19 protein-coding genes are annotated in these 21,059 nt (G+C 49.2%); 11 read left to right on the top strand and 8 right to left on the bottom strand.

The window, feature by feature from the left end; genetic code table 11:
• Nucleotides 1-77: 77 nt before the first annotated feature.
• On the bottom strand, nucleotides 78-821 hold the full coding sequence (locus Pan161_RS29755) for a CPBP family intramembrane glutamic endopeptidase (RefSeq protein ID WP_232103560.1): 744 nt from the start codon (nucleotides 819-821) through the stop codon (nucleotides 78-80).
• 250 nt (nucleotides 822-1,071) lie between these two features.
• Between Pan161_RS29755 and trpC the strand changes: the two genes are divergently transcribed.
• The 9 genes from trpC to Pan161_RS29710 all read left to right on the top strand — a co-directional run bounded on the left by trpC (nucleotide 1,072) and on the right by Pan161_RS29710 (nucleotide 11,999).
• Nucleotides 1,072-1,884, top strand: a complete 813-nt coding sequence (gene trpC, locus Pan161_RS29750; RefSeq protein WP_145232341.1) for an indole-3-glycerol phosphate synthase TrpC — start codon at nucleotides 1,072-1,074, stop codon at nucleotides 1,882-1,884.
• A 45-nt stretch (nucleotides 1,885-1,929) separates the two neighbouring features.
• Entirely contained in the window at nucleotides 1,930-2,541 is a 612-nt protein-coding gene (locus tag Pan161_RS29745) for a phosphoesterase (RefSeq protein ID WP_145232340.1), read from the top strand.
• Between the two features lie 181 nt (nucleotides 2,542-2,722).
• Complete coding sequence (locus Pan161_RS29740) at nucleotides 2,723-3,388, top strand: type III secretion system chaperone (protein ID WP_145232339.1); 666 nt, start codon at nucleotides 2,723-2,725, stop codon at nucleotides 3,386-3,388.
• Nucleotides 3,389-3,687: 299 nt separating this feature from the next.
• On the top strand, nucleotides 3,688-4,692 hold the full coding sequence (locus Pan161_RS29735; RefSeq protein WP_145232338.1) for a zinc-dependent alcohol dehydrogenase family protein: 1,005 nt from the start codon (nucleotides 3,688-3,690) through the stop codon (nucleotides 4,690-4,692).
• Between the two features lie 66 nt (nucleotides 4,693-4,758).
• The gene (locus tag Pan161_RS29730) at nucleotides 4,759-5,907 is read left to right on the top strand and encodes a hypothetical protein (RefSeq protein ID WP_145232337.1); all 1,149 of its coding nucleotides are present in this window, start codon (nucleotides 4,759-4,761) and stop codon (nucleotides 5,905-5,907) included.
• Between the two features lie 795 nt (nucleotides 5,908-6,702).
• Entirely contained in the window at nucleotides 6,703-7,794 is a 1,092-nt protein-coding gene (locus Pan161_RS29725; protein WP_197995593.1) for a sugar kinase, read from the top strand.
• 174 nt (nucleotides 7,795-7,968) lie between these two features.
• Nucleotides 7,969-9,345: a sigma 54-interacting transcriptional regulator gene (locus tag Pan161_RS29720; protein WP_145232336.1), complete on the top strand. Its 1,377-nt coding sequence runs from the start codon at nucleotides 7,969-7,971 to the stop codon at nucleotides 9,343-9,345.
• A gap of 174 nt (nucleotides 9,346-9,519) precedes the next feature.
• On the top strand, nucleotides 9,520-10,224 hold the full coding sequence (locus Pan161_RS29715) for a lysophospholipid acyltransferase family protein (RefSeq protein WP_197995592.1): 705 nt from the start codon (nucleotides 9,520-9,522) through the stop codon (nucleotides 10,222-10,224).
• Nucleotides 10,225-10,370: 146 nt separating this feature from the next.
• Nucleotides 10,371-11,999 carry an NAD(P)/FAD-dependent oxidoreductase gene (locus Pan161_RS29710; RefSeq protein WP_145232334.1) on the top strand — a complete coding sequence of 543 codons (1,629 nt, stop codon included), beginning with the start codon at nucleotides 10,371-10,373 and terminating at the stop codon, nucleotides 11,997-11,999.
• Here the strand turns inward: Pan161_RS29710 and Pan161_RS29705 are convergent.
• The 3 genes from Pan161_RS29705 to mtaB form a co-directional block, all read right to left on the bottom strand.
• A complete protein-coding gene (locus Pan161_RS29705; RefSeq protein ID WP_145232333.1) occupies nucleotides 11,983-12,282 on the bottom strand; it encodes a hypothetical protein in 300 nt (99 codons plus the stop codon). The two genes, Pan161_RS29710 and Pan161_RS29705, sit on opposite strands and share 17 nt — an antisense overlap.
• Nucleotides 12,283-12,442: 160 nt before the next feature.
• Nucleotides 12,443-13,111 carry a nucleoside/nucleotide kinase family protein gene (locus Pan161_RS29700; protein ID WP_145232332.1) on the bottom strand — a complete coding sequence of 223 codons (669 nt, stop codon included), beginning with the start codon at nucleotides 13,109-13,111 and terminating at the stop codon, nucleotides 12,443-12,445.
• Nucleotides 13,112-13,207: 96 nt separating this feature from the next.
• Nucleotides 13,208-14,518: a tRNA (N(6)-L-threonylcarbamoyladenosine(37)-C(2))-methylthiotransferase MtaB gene (gene mtaB / locus Pan161_RS29695; RefSeq protein WP_145232331.1), complete on the bottom strand. Its 1,311-nt coding sequence runs from the start codon at nucleotides 14,516-14,518 to the stop codon at nucleotides 13,208-13,210.
• A gap of 311 nt (nucleotides 14,519-14,829) precedes the next feature.
• Here mtaB and ggt point away from each other — a divergent pair, with 311 nt between their 5' ends.
• Nucleotides 14,830-16,563, top strand: a complete 1,734-nt coding sequence (gene ggt, locus Pan161_RS29690; RefSeq protein ID WP_232103559.1) for a gamma-glutamyltransferase — start codon at nucleotides 14,830-14,832, stop codon at nucleotides 16,561-16,563.
• A gap of 30 nt (nucleotides 16,564-16,593) precedes the next feature.
• Here ggt and Pan161_RS29685 read toward each other — a convergent pair whose 3' ends face one another.
• On the bottom strand, nucleotides 16,594-17,730 hold the full coding sequence (locus tag Pan161_RS29685; protein ID WP_197995591.1) for a HEAT repeat domain-containing protein: 1,137 nt from the start codon (nucleotides 17,728-17,730) through the stop codon (nucleotides 16,594-16,596).
• Here Pan161_RS29685 and Pan161_RS30830 point away from each other — a divergent pair.
• The gene (locus Pan161_RS30830; protein ID WP_197995590.1) at nucleotides 17,724-17,945 is read left to right on the top strand and encodes a hypothetical protein; all 222 of its coding nucleotides are present in this window, start codon (nucleotides 17,724-17,726) and stop codon (nucleotides 17,943-17,945) included. The genes Pan161_RS29685 and Pan161_RS30830 overlap by 7 nt on opposite strands.
• A gap of 298 nt (nucleotides 17,946-18,243) precedes the next feature.
• On the opposite strand, the gene Pan161_RS29680 is transcribed toward Pan161_RS30830, so the two are convergent.
• From Pan161_RS29680 to Pan161_RS29670, 3 genes are all read right to left on the bottom strand, one after another.
• A complete protein-coding gene (locus Pan161_RS29680) occupies nucleotides 18,244-19,125 on the bottom strand; it encodes a sugar phosphate isomerase/epimerase family protein (RefSeq protein ID WP_145232328.1) in 882 nt (293 codons plus the stop codon).
• Nucleotides 19,126-19,193: 68 nt separating this feature from the next.
• A complete protein-coding gene (locus Pan161_RS29675; RefSeq protein WP_145232327.1) occupies nucleotides 19,194-20,234 on the bottom strand; it encodes a zinc-binding dehydrogenase in 1,041 nt (346 codons plus the stop codon).
• On the bottom strand, nucleotides 20,231-20,938 hold the full coding sequence (locus Pan161_RS29670) for an orotidine 5'-phosphate decarboxylase / HUMPS family protein (RefSeq protein ID WP_145232326.1): 708 nt from the start codon (nucleotides 20,936-20,938) through the stop codon (nucleotides 20,231-20,233). The genes Pan161_RS29675 and Pan161_RS29670 overlap by 4 nt, the downstream gene beginning before the upstream one ends.
• Nucleotides 20,939-21,059 lie beyond the last annotated feature (121 nt).

Raw genomic sequence — 21,059 nt, 5'->3', positions numbered from 1 at the left:
GGAGGATACTGTATTTTCAAAATCGAGTGAACCCCAATTCGGACTGGTGGGCGCATGGATATTTGAATGAATGGTTTTCAATTGGAGTTCTGCTGATTTGCAAGGGCCTGTGCAAGATTGATGGCATTAAACAGTGCATGTGTCACGACGATGGCGACATAGCTGCGCCGATAATAGAACAGGGTTCCCAGTATAACCGCCAGTGGAAACAGGGGAATACAGTCAGGAAATCCATGGGCGATGCTGAAAACCAGCGAGCTGGTCAGAATCGCAGCTAAGGGATGCAGGAACCGCTCCAGCCAGCCTTGAAAGAGGACTCGGTAAATCAGTTCTTCAAAGAGTGGTGCAACGAGGACTGCGGAAATAAAAATCCAGCTGATCGTGGAAAAGTACGGCTCGGCTTTTAAGAGGCGGAAAAAAGGATGCAGGCTCTCTTCTGATCGGAATGGGTAAGTCAGCAGCAAGAGAGCGATCACGGGCAGCAGCGCGAGCAGAAAGCCGACAGCTCCATCGCGCAGTTGTCTGCGAATCTCATTCAGACGAAATCCCAGTTTCTGAATCACATCGAAGTGAGCCAGAGCCAGTATCAGGACCAGGATCGCTCCGAAACAGAGGGTAATCAGTGACGACTGCATGATTTGCACAACGGTGACTGGTTGTGAGGGGGTTAATGTCTGATGCCATTCTGTCCATTCGCGCTCAAGTGAACTTGCAAACTGGATTGCAATCCAGAGCATCGCCAGGAGAACGGGGAAGGAAAATTCCAGCTGGTATCGATCGGGATTGAGCGGGAACACGGACGATGGCTGTCTGGTTGTCATTAGCTGTAACCAGTAGCGAATGCTCAGTAGAGTCAGTAGTAATAGTATCAGATGCAGTGCCGAAGGGACCAATTCAATGGCCTCCTGAAGAAGGGAGTATCGAAAAACAGCATGAATGTGTCATCGTCGTCATCCGAAACCGGAAATACAAGCGAATTGTGGCAGGATTTGCTGACTCTGTGGTACTTCGTGTCGTGGGAAGTTATGCTACGATGAATCAGTTTTACGTTTTTATTCCAGATTCAGGTGTATGCGAGAAGTCGTGAGTAATATTCTTGAAGAGATTGTGGCCAGCAAACTGATCGAAGTCAGTGCGGCAAAATCGAGGGTTCCCGTCGAACAACTGGCAAATGGTTTAGCGGATGCTTTGCCTGTCCGGGATTTTGTTGCTGCGATGCAGTCCCATGGACCGGTGGCCATGATTGCAGAAGTTAAGAAAGCGTCTCCTTCCGCTGGTGTGATCCGGGAAGATTTTCATCCCGTGGAGATTGCCAGGATCTATGAAGCTGCAGGAGCTGCCTGCCTGAGTGTGCTGACAGATGAAAAATATTTCCAGGGGCATTTGGATTTTCTGAAAGCGGTACGTCAGAACGTGGCGATCCCGGTATTGCGAAAAGATTTCATTATTGATCGCTACCAGGTTTTAGAAGCGAGAGTCGCTGGTGCAGACTGCGTTCTGCTGATTGCTGAATGTCTGGATGACGGGCAACTGGAAGATCTCTATGGATATGCGCTGGAGCTGGGGATGTCGGCACTGGTCGAAATCTATGAGCCGGACAATCTGGAGCGGGTGCTGAAGCTCTCCCCTCCGCTGCTGGGAATTAATAATCGCAACCTGAAGACATTTGTCACCAGCCTGGAGCATTCCATACAGCTGGGTACACGAGTCCCCGCGGACTGCCTGCTGATCAGTGAGAGTGGCATCCGGGACCGGAGCGATGTAGTCAAGCTGCAGGAATCAGGTATCCGTGGCATCCTGGTTGGCGAGACCTTGATGCGTTCAGCGGATATTGGAGAAAAAGCACGTGAACTGCTGGGGCACTCGTCTCAGCCGATTCAGTAATCATTTAAACTATCAACCTGTCAACAGAGCAGAGAAGGATCAGCGATGTCAGATACGGAGCAGCAAGTGGAACACGTTATGGTTGTGCCCACGCTTCTTTTTCACGAAGTGGGCTACTTTCAGGGATTTAACGATCAGGTGGCACCTTACCTGAAAACACTGTTTGATCCGAACTACATCAGTTTCCGGCCTCGTGATACGGTCGAGGAAGATCCCAGTTTCAAGCAACTGATTCCCTATTGCATTTTCCGCCATGAAGGCAAGATCTTCTACTATACACGGGGCTCCAAAGGGGGAGAGCAGCGATTGCACAGTAAACGTTCGATCGGGATTGGCGGACACATTTCCCTGGAGGATGACGCGAAGGAAGGTTCGACGTATCGCGAGGGAATGCAGCGCGAAATCCAGGAAGAAGTTGAGATGAATACGAACTATACAGAAGCCTGCGTTGGCTTGATAAATGACGACGAAACTGAGGTGGGGAAGGTCCACTTGGGAATAGTTCACATATTTGACCTGGAGTTGCCCAAAGTTCTACCCTGTGAAGAGTCGATTATAGAGACAGGGTTTGACTCACCAAAAAAACTGTTACAAGAGTTAGATCAGTTCGAAACCTGGTCTCAGATTTGCCTGAAAGGGTTATTTGAACTATCTTAACTCAAGTCGGCAGAAACTGCCGGTGGAAACGATGAGTCAGAGAAATCGACATACAGATTCATGAACGCGCTGGTTGCAGGACTGCATTCCAGCCGGTCTGTTCTATCAGGGAATGAGAGCAGATAAAAAATCGACAAATGTCAACACATGAGCAATGAAGTGACAAAGGAGTGTCTTCAAAATGAAAATCACATTTCGCGGATGGATTGTTGTAGGTTGTCTGTTGGCCGTTTTATCGGCGATGGCTGTATTGGGTGCTGGCGTTCATGCACAGCAGCCTGTAACCACGAAGCCGGCAGTCACCACCAATCCGGAACTGCCAGGTCAACTTTCAGAAGAGCAGTTGGGCAACCTCTTGAAAGCAATGGGTTTAACTGCGACCAAAACTAAAAAGCGGTACGACTTTCAATTCAAGGCCAATCAGAACAAGGAAGAGTGGGAGCTTTCCATGTCTGCTGTTCTGAGTGAGAATGGCGAATGGGTGTGGGTTATGGCGTGGCTGGATCCCCTGCCCCGCAGTGCCGCCGATGTTCCACGAACTGCAATGTTACGCCTGCTGTCGGACAACGATCGGATGGGCAATGGTAAGTTTTTCGCTTACATTTCCAGCAACCGTCGGTTTGTATTGCAGCGTGTGATTCCCAACCAGCGGATTACTACGAAAAAGTTTCATGAAATCCTGAGTGATCTGGGCAGCAGCGTCGTGCAGTACTACCCTCACTGGTCGACTGATAACTGGAAACGTTCATCCACTCCAGAACCTCAAGATACTGCTCAGCAGTCACCGGCCCGTCCGACTCAAACTGCTTCCGGAGCTTCGAATTTCAGTTCTCGAACGAAGAACTAACCTGCAATCAGGATTACTGTAGCTGTTTTCAGTTTCGCGGATCAAGCAACCAGTCACAGGTGCTTCGAACTGAGAAATACAGACGAGGTACGGTTAAATTCTGAGGGACAATTGAAGAGAAAACAGAATCCATTTTGAAGATGGAAACAGTCCTTGTTACCTGTATGGTGGCAAGGGCTGCTTCACGTTCGGGTTCGTGCATTTCGCGATGTAGTAGCTGATGTCTGCTTGCTGGAACTGAGTTCAACCTGCTAAACTCTTATCTCAGTAGAGTCCCAGAACAGTGAAAGATTCAGTCTATGCGCATGATTCGTTTTGAGCAATTCGGAGAGCCGACAGAGGTTCTTAAGGTCCATGAGGCTGAAGAGCCAGTTGCCAAAACGGGAGAGGTTCTGGTCCGCATGCTTGCCAGTCCTGTCAATCCGTCCGATCTCCTGAATATTCGAGGCGGGTATTCATCGCGTCCCTCACTGCCTGCTACGCCGGGTTTTGAAGGTGTGGGTATCGTCGAAGCCAATGGCGGAGGTTTACGAGGCGCTCTGTTTAAAGGGAAGCGCGTAGTGGTATTGAATCGACGGACTGGTAACTGGTCAGAAAAGGTAGTCGTGCCCAGTGAGTATGTGATACCGGTTTCCTCCCGTCTCACGCTGGAGGAAGCGGCGACATTTTTTGTCAATCCCGCAACCGCATACGTGCTGGTTAAATCGCTGTTAGATGTTCCCCGCGGGGAATGGCTACTGCAGACGGCAGCTGCTTCTGCTGTGGGGAAAATGGTAGTGCGTCTGGGAATTAATTATGGATTTCAAACGCTGAATATTGTCAGACGCCATGATCAGGCGGAGCAATTGAAAAACGCCGGTGCCAGTCATGTAGTGGTATTTAATGCAGAGCATGACAATGAACGGGTTTTGGTCGAGCAGATCAGAAAGCATCTGGGCAGCGAAACGGTGAAGTATGCCATTGATGCAGTGGGAGGCAAGACTGCTTCGACAATTGTCAGAATTCTGGCAGAGCGAGCCCGGATGATTGTGTATGGATCTTTAGATCAAACCCCACTTGATTTCATGTCGCGCGATCTCATTCGCACTGGTGCCACTCTCGAAGGATTCTGGCTGGCCCGTCATATGGAATCGCTATCACTGCCTGCCAAGTTGAGACTGGTTTCAAAGTTAACCGGTTTTATTCGCAATGGAGTCCTGGCAACTGAGATTGGTAAAGTATTTCCCCTGGAAGAGGTCGCAGAGGCGGTGACCGAAGCGGAGCGAACTGGAAAATCCGGAAAAGTTCTGATTCAGCTTTCCTGAAGAAGACTATGATTCTGAAGAGAGTTTTGTTGTGTCCGAATCATGATTCCTGAAACGAAATATCGCATGGTGAACGATCTTTATTTCCTGGTGATCTGTTTTGAACTGGTGCTCTATCTGAATTCCATGCTTTTGATCAGGGGGGTGCGCGGAATAGTAAGGCAGGCTGCCTTCCTGCAACTGCTCAAGTCAACTCTGCCGTTAACAATAATTTTGTTGACTGGTGTGGTGTTGCTGTCGACTGCCGCCGACTCATCGGACCTGGGGGTTATTCAAAAAAATCTGGAAACTTCAGGGCTGAAACAGGCATCGTCATTAAATGATTATTCTGTGATGCTGGGACTGATTTTAATTATCTCGGGTGCAGTCTTCCGTGTGGGACTTCTGCCAATTCATTTTCAGAACCGGCTGCTGTTGAAGGAAACTTCCCATTTTCAGGCAATGCTGGCGACTCTGTTTCCGGTCGCCGCTGGCTTATTCTTTCTGGTTCTGGTTGTCAGCCAGGTGATGGTCGTCAATCTGTCATCAGTAGAGCAGCTCTTGTATTTTCTGTCCCTGATCATTCTTGCAAGCTCAGCGGGTCTCCTGCTGGTTGAGAAAGAATGGAAAGGAATCCTGCATTTGATCATCATTCAAAGTGCGGGTGTTTTTCTGGCGCTGTTTTCTGCTGTCTGCTGGAAATGGCGACACGAATCATTTTCTGATGAGCCAGTATCCATTCAGCAGGCAATGCGGGCATTTACGCCGGAGCTGTTACTTATCTGGCTGGCGGTTTTCGGCCTGGCCTGTTTTCTGGATGGCGTCGGACGACGTCGGTCTGCCCTGGTATACCCGGAGCAACTCCAGGGATTTCTCATTGATCAGCGCCTGCTGGGCAGTGCTGCTGTTGTATTACTCGCATTGCTGATGGGTATTCCCGGGTCAGCGGTCTTTATCATGAACTGGCAGGCAGTCCTTAGTCTCTTCGAAATTCATCAAGAGGCTTCAAAGGGGGCGATGGCGATAGTGCACACGGGATACCTGGGGCTCAATATTGTACTGATCTTCTCTTCGACTTTGGTTGCTTTCACCTGTGCAAAGCTGATTCTACAGATCTGTTTCGCAAAGCCACTCACACGATATCGGCAAAGGCCTCACCGGGGGCTGGTGCTGATCTGTTATGGATGTGTGATTGGCGCTTTACTATTCAGTCTGCAGAGCATGGTGGGATTTTGAATCTCATCTACCCAGAGCAAGAATTTAATAAATTTTTTTGTCATCCGAATAGATTCTGTGAATGAAGACATTACCACAATGTGGGCATTCAATAGAACACCCCAGTCGGCGGGACTGAAATTCCAGTGTGGTTTTTTGACCTGGTTTATGGATTCCGAATTGAGGTGTGATTTTTTGATCACAGAACGGGCAAGGCACTTCGATTTCATTTTGCTGCATAGTGACGTTTTCCTAATCCAGAGACCAATGGAAATGCCGCACTCTATTTGAGTTTTGTTTTGGAGTCAAAATGGATTGGTGTACCTGTAGCGAAAGAAAATATTTTACGGGCAAAATCCTCTTTAAACTAAGCTTTATTTTGACACAATGGTACACATTAAGTGAACAGGTACCCAAAATTGTTCTCTGAAAAACAGCGGGGCGGCAGTTCCATGCAGGCAACCCCGTCCATCTCCATCTCTGTCCCTGAACGGGCTAGACGAAACTGCCGCCACCTGTATCTCAATTAAACAAAATTCTATGGCTCCAGACAACTGAACCGAATTTTAGAAGAGGGGTATGACAACTGTCTGGCATACCCTGAAGGATTAGTCGAAAATAATTGAAGAATCCGGAAGTGTCAGCGTGTGTAGATTTGCAGGAAATATCGTCATAATGTCGGCTACAGATCCAGGTTCCCTCGCCTCCTGACCGCTCTGGAGATTCCCGGTAGCTGGAATGATCCATCACGTCAGTGTAAGCTGAGGAACTGTTCAATCAACGCCATTTTCTCATTCATTATATTGCAGGTGCCTCGTGAGAGTAGTCACATTTGGTGAAGTTATGTTAAGGCTGGCCCCTCAGAACCATTTGAGAATCAGCCAGTCGGTGCCAGGCATACTTGAATCGACGTTTGGCGGAGGAGAACTTAACGTTGCTGTTTCCATTGCCCTGCAGGGAGGGGCCTCAGCATTTGTAACAGCTTCACCAGATAATGCCATAACGGACTCACTTATACAAGAAGTAAATAAAACAGGCGTTGATTCCAGCCTGATCCAGCGCAGTTCACGTGGACGTTTTGGTATTTATTTTGTAGAGACAGGAGCAAACCAGCGTGGAGGGACAGTGACTTACGATCGTGGGTTCAGTTCCATTGCTCTGGCGACTCCGGAGGAGTTTGACTGGAATGAGGTTTTTGAAGGTGCAACCTGGTTTCATATTACAGGTATTACTCCAGCGATCAGTGAATCAGGGGCAGCGCTTGCACTGAAGGCAGTACAGGAGGCTCAGGAGAGAAACGTACAGGTTTCCTGCGATTTGAATTTTCGTAAAAAACTGTGGAACTGGAAAAGCGAAACGAAACCGGTTGAACTGTCGAAAGAAACGATGCGATCGCTGGTTCCCTATGTGGATGTGGTGATTGCCAATGAAGAAGACGCCGATCTATCATTAGGTATCCGCGCTCCTGAATCCAATGTAGACGCGGGTGAGTTGAATGTTCAAGGTTACATTGCTGTAGCTGAGCAGATAACCCAGCAGTTTCCCAATGTTAAACAGGTGGCAATTACATTACGGGAAAGTATTTCCGCCAGTCACAACAACTGGGGGGCTATGCTGTATACTCAGAAAAAACAGCAGGCCGTGTTTGCGCCCTGCGATGCTGAGGGCAACTATTCCAGTTATCAGATTCATAATATTGTCGATCGGGTGGGTGCGGGGGATTCCTTTGCTGGCGCGTTGATCTTTGCCTTGAATACACCGGAACTGGCTGCTCCCGAGACGGCCATCCGTTACGCTGTCGCAGCCAGTTGCCTGAAGCACAGTATCCAGGGTGATTTCAATTATTCATCCCGTAAAGAGATCGAAGCGTTGATGAACGGCGCGGGATCAGGACGCGTGCAGCGTTGATGAAATTTCCGTTTACAGATCAGATCATTGAATAGAATTTTGTGTATATTATATGAATGGACGTTCTCGATAACCGGACTGCACCAAGGTAGTCAGTTTTACATTCTATCACGCGGTTCAAGCCCGATTGAATATGGGATGAGTGACTGAAATCCAGGAAAGGGTTGAGGAAGCATGCAGCGAGGATCAGGACGCCGTACCCGGCTCGAGACCCGTTTAAATGCCCTCAGTACACCCGTGTTTGCTCTCGATGCTTCACGGACAATATTGTTCTTCAACCAGGGGTGTGAGCAACTGCTGGAATGGTCGGCTGAGGAAATTCTGGGTCAGACGTGTGACTTTGCGATCGATACCGACATGGAAGAATGCGAATCGGTTTGTAATTTACTGTGCCCCCCCGCAGAAGTCTTTCAGGGAACTCGACTGGAAGTCCCCCGTTTCCTGCTCTCGCGCAGTGGGAAGACGATTCCCTGCCTCATTCGATACACTCCTTTGACAGATGAGCAACGAAAAACAAAACTGGTTCTGGGGTTCATCGAGCGGATTCAGAACCCCCAGGCACTTCCATCTGCTTCCGCTTCTCAGCAGCTGCATGCAGAACTGGCTGCTATGCGGTTATCACTGCGGAATCGGTTTCGTTTTTCGACGCTCATAGCACGTAGTCCCGGCATGCAGCGTGTACTGCGACAGCTGGAGCTGGCGATTCGAACCACACAGCCGGTCCACTTTCAGGGTGAAGCGGGAACGGGAAAAGAGCATCTGGCGCGTGCGATTCATTTTGAAAGCGAGCAGAGAAGAAAAATATTTATTCCACTCAATTGTGAAAAGCTTCCTCCCCGGGAGCTTAAGCAGACAGTGAAAAAAATCTTCGAGCGGGATTACGATGAGTCGATTCCTCTGGAACCGGGAGTCTTATTTCTGGCTGAAATTCAAAGTCTGCCGCGTGACGTTCAGGAAATGATACTGGAAAATCTGCAGGCGAAAGCGGCCAATGTGCATGTCAGATTAATGACCTCCAGCCCGATACCTCTTCAGAATCTATTGGACCAGGAAGCGATTCTGTCTGAATTTTTCTATTTCATTACAACGATGGAAATCCAAGTGCCGGCGCTACGGGAAAGAAGGGAAGATCTGGAGCTGTTAGCGCAGCACTTTCTGGAAAATGAAAACCGTTATCAGCAGAAACAGGTCAGTGGTTTTGCACCCGGGGTCTTGTCATTATTTCAGGATTACTACTGGCCAGCTAATCTGGATGAGCTGACCCGGGTTATCCAAGGTGCGTTTGAGGCGACTGCTGAGCCAGTCATCACGCGTGATGCTCTCCCGCTACGGTTCAAAACCGGGGTCGATGCTCGTTCACTAGGGCCTGCAGTGTTGGCTCCGTTACGCACTCTGGAGGAATCTCTCGGTCTGGTTGAAAAAGAACAGATTCTGCTCGCATTAGAACTGTCCAGAAATAACCGGACCGAAGCTGCACGCATGCTGGGGCTGACCCGTGCCAAGTTATACCGGAGGATGGAAGCGCTTCATATCAGCTTAGATGAGACTTAATAGACGCCAAAAGTTGTGAAAATGGGTATATTGCGTCGTCTAGTGTTTTGTTTTCAGCAGAGATTAGTTCCGAATCAGGAATTTGAAAATTGGGATTTGCGCAGATGCCAACATGAGTACAATTCTGCATCCTCACTTGAGTTATCAGATATAGTTTCCTGCAGGAGTGGTCGGTTGAAAATTAAGAGTCGAGCTTTACTGGGTATTCTGAATTCCCTGATTGTCTTTGTGATCCGCATGATTTTTAAGACAACGCGGCTGGAGTTTATTGGTGACAGTCTTGATCGGTGTCCATTTGCAGATACGGGTTCGGATCGTTTTCTGTATAGTGTATGGCATGATTCAGTGATACCCCCGCTCTTCTGTAATGTGGAACATAACAGTGTGGCTCTGATCAGTCAGCACCGGGATGCAGATACCATTGAAGCGATGCTAAAGGCAGCTGGCATGGGTGCTATTCGCGGTTCAACTACGCGTGGCGGTGCAAGTGCCATGAAAAAATTAATGAAATCAGCAGAGGGTAAGCATGTGGTGATTACCCCTGATGGACCACGGGGACCGCATCACACAATGAAGTCGGGGATTGTGTTTCTGGCATCACATTCGGGACGAAGTATTATTCCCAATGCGTTCGCCGCATCGCGTTGCTGGAAATTTCAGGGAAGTTGGACCAGTATCTGGATTCCCAAGCCGTTTGCGACAGTTTATTATCTCGTCGGGAATCCCATTCACGTCCCGGAAGATATTTCCCGGGAAGAAATGAGAGAGTACACTGATCTGGTGCAGGAAAAAATGGAAGAACTGGAACGGGAACTGGAGCGGCATCTCGCAGGTTCTGTACCGGAACAGCCAACGGTGCCGTATCGAAAAGCCGCCTGAACATCAGCGGCCAAGTATTTTTTGCTTTTCTGATTGTTTCGAAGTGACAAAATTGCATTCGCTTACCCGGGCGGTATAACATGACGCATTGCTCGGCATGATCAGGTATCCTGCCACTGCGCTCGTTTGATTTCGGTTTAAGCTCTATGTCACTTAAAGTCACAAATATCCGCCTGCCAGTCGAATTTCCCGAACAAGAACTTGCAGAAAAAATTGCACAACAACTGGGCATCAATGCGGACGAGATTCAAAACTATCGAATTCTCCGGAAAAGTCTGGATGCACGTTCCAGACATGATTTACGATTCGTTTACTCTGCAGAAGTGACTCTCCCCGATGAGGCGGGAGTCTTGAAAAAGCTGCGGGATGATTCCTCAATTCAAGAGCATTCCGAGGCGCCTTTCCATGATCCGGCCAGTGGTACACAGCCGCTGGAAGAGCGACCTGTGGTTGTCGGCTCGGGACCTGCTGGCCTTCTGGCGGGATATTTTCTGGCCCTCAAAGGGTATCGCCCACTCATTCTCGAGCGTGGCTTTCCGGTCAAGGAGCGGGTTCCGGAAATCAGACGTTTTGACCGGGGAGAAAATTTCCATAGAGAAAACAACTACCTGTTCGGCGAAGGGGGCGCAGGCTGTTTCAGTGATGGGAAACTGACCTGCCGTTTGAGTGGTCCGGATGTGCAATGGGTTCTGGACCGTTTTGTCGACTGTGGTGCGCGCTCCAGTATCGTTTACGAGCATCGTCCCCACCTGGGAAGTAATAAACTTCCCATGATCTGTCGCAACTTTCGCCGTAAAATTGATGCATTGGGTGGTGAATTTCGCTTCGAATGTCGCCTGGAAGGGTTGGACGTTGTTAATGGCCAGGTTCAGGGAATCATGACGTCATCTGGTTATCTTAAGACCTCACATGTGATTCTTGGTATTGGACACAGCGCGCGTGACACCTATCAGATGTTGTACGAACTGGGCGTACCCATGTTTCGTAAAGCGTTTCAGCTGGGACTCAGAATCGAACAACCTCAGGAACAGGTCAACCAGCATAAATATGGTCGCGAAGAGTATCTTTCACTCCTGGGTGCTGCCGACTATACCATGATCACTAAAGGAAAACGCGATCTGTATACATTTTGTATGTGTGCAGGAGGAATTGTGATGCCCAGTGTTTCGGAGCCGGAGATGTTCTGTACTAATGGCATGAGCAATTCACGACATGATACCGGGTATGCCAACAGTGGTGTCATGACGACGATTTATCCGGAAGAATTTGGCAGCGAGCATCCTCTGGCGGGGGTCGAACTGCAGAGGAAATATGAATCTGTTGCGTATGCATTGGGAAAGAAAAATTATCTCTGTCCGATCCAGCGCGCGGGAGATTTCCTGAATCAGAAGAAGACCGATTCGAGCTTTTCGTATGCGGGCACGTACCAGCGCGGTGTGGTTCCCACAGAGCTACATCAGGTCCTTCCGCCTGTGGTTCTCTCACAAATTGAAAACGGATTGCCTGTGATGGATCAGAAATGGCGGGGTGGATTCCTGGCAAATGCGGTACTGGTTGGTCCGGAAATGCGGGGCAGTTCCCCCGTCCGCATCGATCGGGAACGAGATACCTATCAGGCCCCCGGCTTTCGAGGGTTATATCCTGTCGGAGAAGGTGCCGGCTACGCGGGCGGAATTGTTTCTGCAGCCGTTGATGGGTTGCTGAGTGCCAAGAAACTGGTAGAGGAATTTGCCCCACCAGGATCCGCTGCTGAAAAACTTATTCACCATCAATGATTCGATTAATTGACTGGTCAATTGCGGCGAGATACTGATCCAACTTCTCGAACAGTTCCTGTGAGAACTCGTCGGTCTTTAATAGCTCCGCAGCCTGATTCCGCACGCTGATATCCTCGACGCGTCGTTTTTCGACGCCGTCAGGTAGCTCTCGAACCAGGCGAATCATCTGCTCACTCACGGGAATAAAACCCAGCTCCAGATGCTCTACCAGTTCAGAAATGAGCCGCTCGGAATCCGAGAACATTTCCCGTAATGTCAGTTGACTGAGCGCACGTTTCACGATTCCTGTCTCCCTTCCAAAGATCAAAGGATATTGATATTAGACAGGTGATCGCTGTAGAGGGTCAAGAGTATTTTTGATTCAGCTTTGATTAAGATTGATTCAGGCAGTGCTTCTGTTCAAATGGGATCTGAACAAAGATCTGTAGATACGTCAGTCTTCAGATTAACTTACCAACATGCGACCAGATTTCGTCACCAATCTCCTCGATTGATCGGAGCGTCTCATTCTGCAGGCATTCAATTTTCTGCCAGTGCTGATTCTCTTCAGCCAGTTGCAGATAGACTTCTCGAACATTCGCCAGATAAGACTGATCTGCTTCCTGCAGGTCAGTGACTTTCTCTGTATAAGAGCGTGCCTGTTTTTCGGCGACCAGTTTTTGCGCGTAGTCTGCAGGGAGATCCAGAAGGATCGCGAGGTCCAGACGGGGCATTTTATAAATCGCGAACTCAATCTGTTCAATCCATTCGATGAACTCATTCCGCTCTGCTCCGGATAATTTGGCTCCCTGGTGAGCTACATTCGAAGGGATGTAGCGGTCAAATATCACAACATCGCTGGTTTCGATGGTGTTCAGGATGTGAGATCGGGATTCAAAACGATCACCGGCATACAACAATGAAGCAAGAAAAGGATTGACTTCATCCAGCTCGCCAAATCGACCATTCAGGAAGTCCCCAATCGATTTCCCAAACAGTGTCTGGTCGTAACGGGGAAAACCGATCAGGCTGGATTTGATTCCTTCCGCCTGACAGCGGGCATGTAACCTGCCTGCCTGGGTCCCTTTTCCAGAACCATCAATCCCTTCAATCGCAATGATGACTGCCACTCAATATCTCTTTCTCTTTATAAAACGGATTTCTATTGTCAATTGGAATTGTTTATAGATGGCAGCCCAGTTCAATGTCAGGTCACGCAACAGCGATCAGGGGGAAGTACGATCTGCTTCGAGAAATTCGAGGTGGTCCCTGATGCCTCGCGCATATACGAATTTTCCCAGGTCTGCTTTCGTTCCCTGACATATTACGGGGGCATACCAGCGATCGGTACCACGTACCCAGCCGGGCCGCTCGTCACATTCGCGTTCAATCATTACTTCAAGATCGCGATCAATTAAAGTGTGATAGAACTTTTGTGCCAGCGATTGTTCCAGGTCTGCCAGTTTCGCACAACGTTCCTGACGAATCTGAGGTGAAACCTGATCTTCATATGTTGCAGCCGGAGTACTCTTTCGGGCACTGAAGGGGAAAATATGAATTTTCATAAAGGCTGCTTCTTCACAGGCTCGCATGGTTTCTGCAAATTCTTCGTCTGTTTCGCCGGGGAATCCGACAATCACATCTGTTGTAAAGGATGGGTGATCCAGTCGTTCACGCATGCATTGCAGTTTTTCCAGAAAGCGGCTGACATGGTAGCGACGTTTCATCCGTCTCAGGACTGTATCAGAACCACTCTGGAGTGAAGGATGGAACTGTGGACATAGATGTTCGCAATCTGCTGCGGCTGAGATAAAATCGTCGTTAATTTCTGCCGTTTCCACACTGGAGAGTCGCATCCTCCAGTCGCCTGGAATCTGATCCAGTTTACGAAACAGATGCCACAGCCGAAACGGAGGCTTCCCCGATTTTCCTCGTGTTGTGTCGACTCCATAATGACCGACGTGGATTCCTGTCAGCACGATTTCCTTGAAACCGTTATCGACCAGTCGCCGCACTTCAGCTTCAATATCCTCCGGGGATCGACTCTGCAGGCCTGGTCGGACGGAAGGGATAATGCAGTAAGTACAACGCAGGATACAACCATCCTGTACCTTCACGTACGCTCTTTTGCGTCCTTCAAATTCAGAAATACCGGTAGGCATATCGACGATGCCATGCCGTTCCAGAATGTCAGGCAGTTCTCGTTTATCGGTTACGACTTCGAATACTCCTGGTAGCTCAGAAACTGTTTTCGGATCACGAGTGGCGTAACAGCCCATCACCAGAATTTTCGTCCCGGGATTCTTCTTCGCCAGATTCCGAATCAGCTTACGACCCTTGGAATCACCGGTGGCAGTGACTGTGCAGGTATTGACGACACACAGGTCAGCTGTTTCCGCTTCGCCAGCCTCGCGATAGCCGTTCTTCTCGAGTGCTTCTTTGACCAGTTGCGTTTCGTACTGATTCACCTTGCAGCCCAGTGTCACCAGTTGGCAGGTTTTATCTTTTCCGGGAGTATGAAGTTGAGTGAGTGTCATAATAATGCAGCTGTATTTAAACAGATGTTTTGTACTGTGAGCGGCTCTGCCTCACGATGTTGGGCTTGTACATTTCAATCGAGCCGAACGGGAAAATAGCTCGGAAACCATGACTTATCGGAATTTATCGTATTCCATCTGGAAATTCATCAAGTCAGGTCGCATAGTATAATCAGAGTCAAACCAGACTTCGAGCGGCAGAAACCAATTGTCTGATCCGTTTACAGGAATAAGCGTTTCACTGTATCTCTCCGACTGAAAGCAAAGTTATGTCGTTTCGATCACTCCACTATAAATCGTTTATGAATCAAATGTTAAGAATAATTCCGGTGATTGCCGTGTTTGTGACGACACTACCACGGTCTGCTGCAGTACGTGCAGAGGAGTTAGACTCTCAAGTGTACCCCAACGCAGTGGTCGCCGCAGATCATCCGCTGGCCAGCGCTGCAGGAATCGCCATCCTGAAGGCTGGTGGCAATGTGGTTGATGCGGCTGTGGCGACGTCATTTGCGCTCTCTGTTCTCAGGCCCGCGAGTTGTGGGCTGGGAGGCGGTGGTTTCATGGTGATCTGGGATGCTGAGCAGCAGAAATCAACGGTCATTGATTATCGTGAACGCGCACCGGCTGCTGCTACACCTGATATGTATTCGCGGCTGCCCGGTTCTGAGAAGCAACGTCAATTGGCCAGTCGACAAGGGCCTCTGGCAGTGGCAGTTCCCTGTAATGTTGCCGGTTTATGCTACGCTGTCAAAGAGTATGGTAAGCTGGATTTGAAGACGGTGATGCAGCCTGCGATTCTGATGGCTCGTCGAGGCGTTCCTATTAATGACCACATGCGATCCGTACAGAATTCGATGTTAGCTCGAATGAAAAAAGGAGTTTTGGATCAAAAAGAGTTTCAGCCACTGATTGATGAATATCTGAATCATGGCAAACCGTGGAAAGAGAAAGCTCGTTTTTTCAGTCCACAGTTGAAGGCGCTGGAACTGATTGCCGAAAACGGTCGTGCCGGTTTTTATGAAGGCCCTGTGGCTGATGCAATTGTTGCGACCTGCGGGAAGCAGGGTGGTGGAATTCTGACCCATCAGGATTTAAAGGATACCGAGCCGATCATCCGGAAACCTCTCGCAACTACTTTCGATGGATATCAGATTCTGACAATGCCCCCCCCTTCCAGTGGGGGTATTGCGATTATTGAGTCCTTCAATATGATCGATGCTCTGGAAAAGCAGGTTCTGAAACACCCTTTTGCCGAATTAAAATATCATTCACCTCAGGAAATTCACTTCCTGACGGAGGTCATGAAGCATGCGTTTGCAGACCGGGCCGAGTACCTGGGGGACGCTGACTTTGTTCCAGTTCCCCTGGAGAGGTTAACAGACCCGAAATACGCATCCCGCCTGGCGGCCCGCATTGATGCAAAGCAGACGAAAAAGCTGACTGACTATGGACGGTATCTTTCCCCCAAAGACAGTGGGACCAGCCACTTTTCGGTGATGGATGCAGCGGGCAATGCTGTGGCGTGTACCGAGACAATAAATCTGACATTTGGGAGTTACATTGTGATTCCAAAATACGGGATTGTCATGAATAACGAAATGGATGATTTTGCAGCCATCCCCGGCAAACCCAATGCTTTCGGCCTGCTTCAGAGTAAAGCCAACGAGATCGAACCGGGAAAGAAACCACTCTCCAGTATGTCGCCTACGATTGCAGTCAAAGAGGGCAAAGCAGTCTTTTCTGCAGGTGCCTCAGGAGGCCCGCGCATTATTTCCAGCACGCTGCAGGTGCTGTTGAATATGATTGTATTCGGGATGCAGCCTGAACAGGCAGTTGAGTCTCCTCGGATTCACCATCAATGGGTACCAGAAGACCTGCTGCTGGAAGAGGAACTGTATGAGCAGGCAGGAGGCCAGCTAAAACAGTTCGGCCATACGATCAAGAAGAGTTCCAGTCTGGCTGCGACCCAAGCTGTTTCACGTCGACCGGATGGATTGCGGGGACATAGCGATACGCGAAAACATGGCGTTGCAGCTGGATATTAATGGGCGAACGAAACTGCTGTTCAAACTAGTCTATTTATCTGCTGCGGTCAGTTTCTTTTCGATCTCTGCCTGTGTTTCTGTCAGCTGTTGTTTGACGACTTTCGACTCTTCTACCTCGGCACGTTTTTTCAACGCATTAATAGATTCCCGGGTTCCGATTGCCTGCAAGATATTGCAGGCCTGGATTCGCATAGAGCTGTCAGGATCATCCAGTAATCGTAGTACTGGTTTTTCTGCGATGGATCCCATGATTTTGAGAGCGGTGCGTGCATCTTTCATGTCTGCGCGGTTGGGCAGACGGCCGACCAGGATTTCAGCCATCGTTTCTGAGTGAATGGTTGGCATCAGTTGGATGATATCTTCGCGAACCAGGGCAGAGTTCTCTTCTTCCAGTAAATTTGCAAAGGCAAACGTCGCTTCGTCCGTATACCAGACCGACATGGCGTTGATATGCTCTTTCATTCGAAAACCTTCTTTGGCCGCCGGAAGTGTCTCTGCTAACACGGTAGATACTCTGGCAAGATTTTCCGTGTCCGGTTTCATTGTGACCAGTTTTTTGCAAGCCGTGTCATGGGCAAAAGAACTGGTTCCAGATATCACACGCAGTGCCCAGTCGATCGTATCTTCATCTGGTTGCGGTTTTAAATCCCGATCATTTCTTTTCGGGCCAGCAGTGTCTTTCGGTTTCATCTCCGGCTTAGGAGTAGTGGAATTAGGTATGTTCTTTAGAGAACTGGAATTTGCAGAAACTTTTACTGAAGGATCAGGCGTCAGAGAATTCGATTTCTGTTGGAGTGCGAGTGCATTCAAAGCCTCAGGCTGGACTTCGATCGTGATGATCCGGTTTTGGACATCAATCTCTTTCATTTTTCCGCAATTGATTTTCTGGGCAAATGCAAACAGATCTTTCGGGACCTGATGTAATATCAGGATCAGTTGCTGATCCCTGCTGAAAAAATCAACCTTTCCGTTTTCTGTTGGAACGGGTGACGTCTGATCATTCTGCTCAGTTGAATTCAGATAAGCAGACTGCATATTTTTCTGTAGCAGCGAAACGGCTTCTGTTTCGTTGCCGTTAAATCCACGCACAATGACGGCCACACCAGGCTGCTCTGTGTCCAGAGTCCTTTTGCGGATTTCGCTTAGCAGGTCTGTCTCAGGTGCCAATGTTACTGGTGTTTCTGTTTTCGACTGCATTGCAGGAGCTGGGGGCTCCTTTACCACTGTCGTCTCTGGATCCGTCGCTGGTTGGGATTGAGATAACCGGGGGCTGGCAGGCGCTAGTCGGGGCGCAGGGGCAGCCTGATTATTTGAAGGCGCGAATGGGTTGGAATTGGTGCGTTGCTGACTGGTGTCAGATCCGCCGCAACCTGGCGCAATAAATATCGAAGAAATCAGAAGGAAGGACGGAATGATGTTTCTAATGTTGGCCAGCATGGAACTACGATTCTGTTGAAATGATAAAGGCAAACAGGCAGTGCGTTTGATTGATATAGATTTTACGTTATCTGAAGCAAACAGGATCAAACAAAATTTGATATCTGGTCAAATAGACATGGAAAATCTGGCAGGGTTCAGGGGGCGTTCATATGTATATATGCTATCTGCGCGTTCCTACCTCTGCAAGAGTTGTCAGCTTATCTATTTTAAAGATATTTATTTTATGCTGTTTTAACCGGGTTACGCCCAGTACTGTGATATTTTTGCCCTGAGGAAAGAAACACTTTCCTCTAAATCTTTCATTCCATTCACTCCATCTTCAATGCTGATCCAGCTGTCGAAGCCGACCTGTTTCAGTTGTGAGAAGATGGTGTCATAATCATTGAGACCTTTTCCAATCACTCCATGACTGAGTCGATTGGCATAACCCAGGCTGTTTTCTTCCTTACGCAGGTCTTCAATCGTGCCCGCAGTCAGATAACGGTCACTGGCATGCATGCTGACCACGCGGTGCTTAATTCGTTCCAGAAGTTCCAGAGGATCTTCGCCAGCCAGGATTGTATTACTCGGATCAAAATTAACTCCGAAGTTCGGTGAATCAATGCGGGACACAAGGTCGCAGAACACATCTGCCATCTGTGCGAATTCCGGATAATCCCAATAGTTGTCCTTGTAGTGGTTTTCGATAATCAGTGTCAGTCCCAGTTCTTCCGCCAGTGGAAGACAGGCTTCGATCGACGAGACGGCATATTGAATTCCATCTTCTCGGGAAACTTCAGGCCTGCGTTGACCTGAGAGGACTCGACAATATTTTCCTCCGAGGGCAGCCGTCATTTCCATCCAGAACTTTTCGCGTTCGATCTGTTCATTCCGAAACGCCTCATCAGGGTGTGTGAAGTCGGGGGAACAACACATCATCGGGATTTCCAGCCCCTGATCGCTGGCCATCTTTTTGGCTGTCGGCCAGAAATTCTTATCTTTCATTTCCAGAAAGCCGGCATAAAACTCCAGGCCGTCAATATCCAGGGTGGCAGCCAGATCGATCCACTGATGTAGAGTCATCTCGCCGGTCAGGCATAGTTCATCCATAAATGCTTTAGGAAATGCGGCGAGTTTTGGCATCAAAGGTTCCATCAAGTTACAGTATTATTTAAATCGAGAATGATCTTCAGCAGCTATAGAGATCAACTTTATGGCGTTAATATCGCTTTCACGATCTCACCTGAGTGCATAGTTTCAAATGCGGTATTCCATTCACCCAGGGACCAGGTTCCACCGATTATGGGTTCGATGTTCAACTGTCCTGTCGTCAAAAGGCGAATCACTCGCTCCCAGATCGGCCAGTTATGGCTGAAGCTGCCTTGCAGTCGAATACTCTTCTGTACGAGAGGGTCGAGAGAGAATCCCAATGGTTGTGGCCCCCAGCCGACCTTGCTGATCCAGCCACCTGGACGGACAATTTCCAGCGACTTTTTCAATGTCATAGAGACACCGGCGGCATCGACGACGCCATTTACTCCCAGTCCGTCCACTTCGTAAGCCCAGTCGTCAACTCCCTCGATGACCGGCTGGCATCCATAATATCGCTCAGCAATTTCCAGGCGTCCCTTATCTCGCTCCAGTCCCACCACGGCAACTTCTGCTCCCTGCAGTCGCGCCATAGCTGCACAGAGTAAGCCAATCGGTCCCGGTCCGAAGACCACGATGCGATCGCCGGGTTGGATTTCTCCATTCATGACGACGGCATTAAATGCAACGCAGCAGGGTTCGGTGAGAGCAGCTTTTTCCAGTGGTAAACTGTCCGGAACACGATGCAGGCAACGCGCGGGAACACGCACAAAACTTGTCATGGCGCCATTCACACCATAACCGAATCCCTTACGGGTTGGATCCAGATTGTAGCGGCCTTCACGTGACATCGGGTTGTCTGGATCGATGATGGCTGCCGTTTCGCTGACAACGCGGTCTCCCTCGGTCCAGTTCTTAACGAGGTCTCCAGTTTTGAAGATCTTGCCGGCAAATTCATGTCCGAGAACTACGGGATAATTCACAGGCCAGCTATGATCTGCCGTCCATTGATGCAGATCACTGCCGCAGACGCCGACCGCTGCCACTTCCAGCAGCACTTCGTCCGGGCCGATTTGCGGTACCGGAATTTCCTGCAGTTCCACGGAGTTTGCTTCAGGGGCATAGTTGACGACAGCAGTTTGAGTTAATACAGCCTGGCTCATTTTTGACCTCCGATGGCGACATCACCGTATGCGTGAACTTTTTCACAAATCAGCCTTAACGAGTCTTCCAGGTTCCCACCCGCGGTTTTGAAAGAATCCGCGTCAATGGTCAGTGGGGCTCCCAGTACGACGAGTGGGGCGCCATACTCGGGCGTCTGGATTGCCTGTTCCAGGGAGAGTCCTCCGACCGCCTGCACAGGTATGCTGACGGCTGCCACGACTTCTTTCAGTTGATCCAGAGGACTTGGCATTCGTTCGCCGCGAGCGGCAATCCCGCGACGTTCATCATAGCCGACGTGATGGATCACGTAATCACAGCCCAGGTCTTCTAACCTTCTTGCAGCGGGAACCATGTCATCTGCCAGATTATCGCCCATGACTTTTACACCATGGTCTTTTCCAGCCTGGACGACACAGTGAATGGTTTCTTCGTGTGCTCGTGACATAACTACAACGTGGGTTGCACCCGCTTTGGCCATCATTTCCGCTTCCAGATAACCACCATCCATGGTTTTGAGGTCCGCGACGATTGGCGTTTCTGGAAAGTTTTTGCGCAGTTCTCTTACACAATTTAAGCCTTCAGCCAGGATCAGTGGTGTGCCTGCTTCCAGCCAGTCAACACCGGCTCTCATCGCCATTGCCGCTGTCTCCAGAGCCTCTTCAATGTTAGTCAGATCTAATGAAATTTGTACGATCGGCTTCATGAAAATAGGATCACTTTCTTTCACTGTAGAAATCGGTAGACAGTAATATGTTCACTCATCAGATGCTTCTCGCATGAAGCGAATCTCCGGGCAGATAAGCTCGACTTAATTCCCATCCTAT

Source organism: Gimesia algae (genome assembly GCF_007746795.1).
Classification (GTDB): Bacteria; Planctomycetota; Planctomycetia; order Planctomycetales; family Planctomycetaceae; genus Gimesia; species Gimesia algae.
This window is presented reverse-complemented; position numbering and strand designations above follow the sequence as displayed.